This window comes from Microvirga sp. Mcv34 (assembly GCF_024519725.1).
In the GTDB taxonomy this organism is placed as follows: domain Bacteria; phylum Pseudomonadota; class Alphaproteobacteria; order Rhizobiales; family Beijerinckiaceae; genus Microvirga.
This window is the reverse complement of sequence record NZ_JALJRK010000190.1, coordinates 1-3038: the sequence shown is the minus strand read 5'-3', so window position 1 is coordinate 3038 and position 3038 is coordinate 1. Positions and strand designations below refer to the sequence as shown.

Sequence of the window (3038 nt, the reverse complement as noted above, 5' to 3'; positions counted from 1 at the left end):
CGGTTGAGATGCGGCAGGAAGTGCGTGACGATGAAGGTGAGGTCATCGAGCGGAAAGCCGGTGGCCTGGCGCAGAGCACGACGATCGCCCGCTCCTCCTCGGTGGCTTTCCAGGGCAGCTTGTGCGGCCGGCTGGAATGATCCTGGCAGTCCTGCGCCCCGCGCTTGCGCCATTTGCGGATGGTCTCGGTGACGCTGAAGCGCCGGGCCAGCACACCGGTGGACTCGGTCGAGCGGGCGATCTCCTGGCGAACGGCTGGAGTGGTGCGGGCTTGGGGATGAAGGGAGTGCATCAGATCCTCCACCAGACCCGCGGCGGGCGCCGCGAGCCATCGAAGCGCCAAGTATAGTTCTAAATCGCCCAACTCACCTGATCCCAACAACGTTCCGCTATCAAACACCCTGGCGGGTGGGAGGCGTCCTTGAGAAGCCCCTCCACGCCCGCCAGCGCATAGCGGCGGCGCCAGCGCCGCACCGTCAGAGTGCTCGTGCCAACGCGAGCCGCCACCTCGGTGGCGCGCAGGCCTTCACCCGTCAGCAGAACAATCCGAGCCCGCCAGACAACCTTCTGGGGCGTGTTGCGGTGGCGGACCAGGGTCTCCAGGCGCTCCCGATCAGCGGCGGGATCCTCAATGCGTTCGATCTTGCCCATCCGGGCAGCATCGCGCGTCAGACCAGATTTCGGAATCACCCGTCAGTGACACAACACTAGCGGGCGATGCCCTTGTCGAGGAGCCGTTGCGCCGCCTTACCGATCATCTCGCAATCGTCTTCCGAGAATGGGCTGATGTTGTGCATGGTCATGCTGTTGAGCCCCTCGACTGCGAGCCATGCCAGAAGAGCAGCTTCTGGGTCGTCCGATTCGCGCTTCAAGTCCTGGCGCACACTTCTAAGAACCTTGCGGACAGGATCCAACAGGCTTGGGTTCTCGGACGAGGCTGCCAGCATTCCGGTTGCGATCTCTCGCATCTTGCCCTTGCGCATCTTGAGACAAGTCCCAATCTGGAGGCGCGCCTCCAGATTGGGACCGGCCGGTTCAGTCTCGCGGAGAAGTTCTTTCTCCGTCTGAACCTCGTCGATCAGGCGCTGGATCATGGCCTGAAGCAGCGCTTCCTTGGTCGGGAAATTGTAGAGCAGCCCGCCCTTGCTCAGGCCCGCACGCTCAGCGACCCCATCGAGGGTTAAGCGTCCTGAGCCGATCTCCCGAATCAATTCTGCCGCCGCATCAAGGATCTTGTCTCGAGACCTCCTGCGGCCTCTCCTGCATTCCAACATGTTCTTTAAACTGCATTAAGAATTGTTGTACTTGCGCTTAACCGTCCAGCCGGTCTATAAAAGACCTTCTTGGCGAGAGCGTCAAGGGATGCTGCACTCAATCGCCGCTCAAAGGTTTCAATTATTGAGACGGCTTGGGTGATCTTGAACTCTGCGACGGCATTGGCTGGCTATCCAACCCCATCTATGATCTCCGATCTTTCAACTGCACCCAAGCCGTCTCAGTAATACATCGGGCTCGGCCACACCGGACCTGAAGCATTGCGGAACAAACTCATGAAGCAGCGAATTGTCGTTTCTTTTATTTTCATTCTTGCGGTCGGACTGTGCGGTGGCCTGATCTGGTTCAACTTTTTCCGCGACAAAATGATCACCCGGTTTTTCGCCAATATGCAGCAGCCACCGCAGATGGTTTCGGCTGCCAAGGTCGAGGCGAAGACCTGGACGCCGAGCATTAGCGCGATTGGGACGGCCCGTGCCGTCAATGGTGTCGAGCTTGCGGTCGAGACCGCCGGTCTTGTCAAGCACATTAACTTCAAGCCTAACCAGCAGGTCAAGCAGGGGAACATCCTCGTTCAGCTCGACGATGCAGTCCAGCGCGCAGATCTTGAGGATCTCCATGCCGCCGTGAAGCTCGGTGAGGCTTCCTTCGAGCGCGCCAAGACCCTGTCGGCCCGCGGTTACGGAACGGAGGCCAATCTGGATCAGGCCAGCGCCCTGCTCGCGGCCGCACGCTCCCGCCTGGCACGGTTGCAGGCGACCATCGAGCAGAAGGCCCTGAAGGCGCCTTTCTCGGGCGTGATCGGCATTCCGCGGATCGATGTCGGACAGTACCTGCAGCCGGGAACCGTCATCGCGAGCTTCCAGGATCTGTCCTCGATGAAGGTCGATTTCACGGTTCCGGAGCAGAGGGCTGCCGAGGTCTCGCTCGGGCAGGAGGTCCACGTCGGCACGACCGAGGGCAATCTACCCTTCAAGGGCCGTGTGATCGGCAAGGATCCCCGGGTCGATCCCAAAACCCGGCTCGTATCCGTGCAGGCGCTTGTGGAAGACAACAAAGACGGGGCCATTCTTCCGGGCCAGTTCCTCCACGTGGAGGTGATCCTGCCGGAGCAGCCCAATGTCATGACCGTGCCCCAGACGGCGGTGATCGCCAGCCTCTACGGAGATTACGTCTACACGATCGACCAGGAAGAGCGCGCGGGCCAGCAGGTCCAGGTGGTCAAGCAGGTCTTCGTGAAGACGGGCCGTCGTCGCGGTGGGGCTCTCGAAGTCGTCTCCGGCATCAATCCCGGTCAGCAGGTGGTCGCCTCGGGGCAGAACAAGCTGCAGGCTGGCGCCACCGTCAAGATCGACAACACCATCGACGTGACCAAGTTCGACGCGACGAAGTTCGCGAGCGGGCAATAGGCATCAGCCAGTAGGCACCAGCCATGAGTTTCACAGAACTTTTCATTCGCCGCCCCGTCCTGTCGATGGTGGTGAGCCTCCTGATCCTGCTGCTCGGTGCGCAGGGTCTGATGAACCTTCAGGTGCGCCAGTACCCTGAAGTCGAGGAAACCACCATCACGGTGACAACGACCTATACGGGCGCCAGCGCCGACCTGATCCAGGGCTTCATCAGCACGCCCATCGCCAAGTCCGTGTCGAGCGCGGAAGGCGTGGACTACGTGACGACGCAGAGCCGCCTGGGCATCAGCACGGTCTCCGTGCGCATGCGCCTGAACACGGATCCGAACGCGGCTCTCACCGAAGTCACCGCGA

At 61.2% G+C, this 3038-nt stretch carries 4 protein-coding genes and 1 pseudogene; 2 read left to right on the top strand and 3 right to left on the bottom strand.

Annotated features, from left to right (window positions below; all coding sequences use genetic code 11):
• From OC446_RS29875 to OC446_RS29865, 3 genes and pseudogenes are all read right to left on the bottom strand, one after another.
• Positions 1-292: pseudogene (locus tag OC446_RS29875) on the bottom strand (IS481 family transposase); the annotation flags it as partial.
• 59 nt (positions 293-351) lie between these two features.
• Positions 352-651, bottom strand: coding sequence for a helix-turn-helix domain-containing protein (locus OC446_RS29870; protein ID WP_262032516.1), 300 nt, complete (start codon positions 649-651; stop codon positions 352-354).
• 56 nt (positions 652-707) lie between these two features.
• A complete protein-coding gene (locus tag OC446_RS29865; protein WP_262032515.1) occupies positions 708-1274 on the bottom strand; it encodes a TetR/AcrR family transcriptional regulator in 567 nt (188 codons plus the stop codon).
• 276 nt (positions 1275-1550) lie between these two features.
• On the opposite strand from OC446_RS29865, the gene OC446_RS29860 reads away from it, so the two are divergent.
• Together OC446_RS29860 and OC446_RS29855 are read left to right on the top strand one after the other, a co-directional pair.
• Positions 1551-2684 carry an efflux RND transporter periplasmic adaptor subunit gene (locus OC446_RS29860; protein ID WP_262032514.1) on the top strand — a complete coding sequence of 378 codons (1134 nt, stop codon included), beginning with the start codon at positions 1551-1553 and terminating at the stop codon, positions 2682-2684.
• Positions 2685-2707: 23 nt separating this feature from the next.
• The coding region (locus tag OC446_RS29855) for an efflux RND transporter permease subunit (protein WP_262032513.1) at positions 2708-3038 on the top strand (331 nt) is incomplete at its 3' end.

Coding starts and splice junctions, on each gene's coding strand:
- OC446_RS29870 (WP_262032516.1), bottom strand. CDS start 651: ATGGGCAAGATCGAACGCATTGAGGATCCCGCCGCTGATCGGGAGCGC.
- OC446_RS29865 (WP_262032515.1), bottom strand. CDS start 1,274: ATGTTGGAATGCAGGAGAGGCCGCAGGAGGTCTCGAGACAAGATCCTT.
- OC446_RS29860 (WP_262032514.1), top strand. CDS start 1,551: ATGAAGCAGCGAATTGTCGTTTCTTTTATTTTCATTCTTGCGGTCGGA.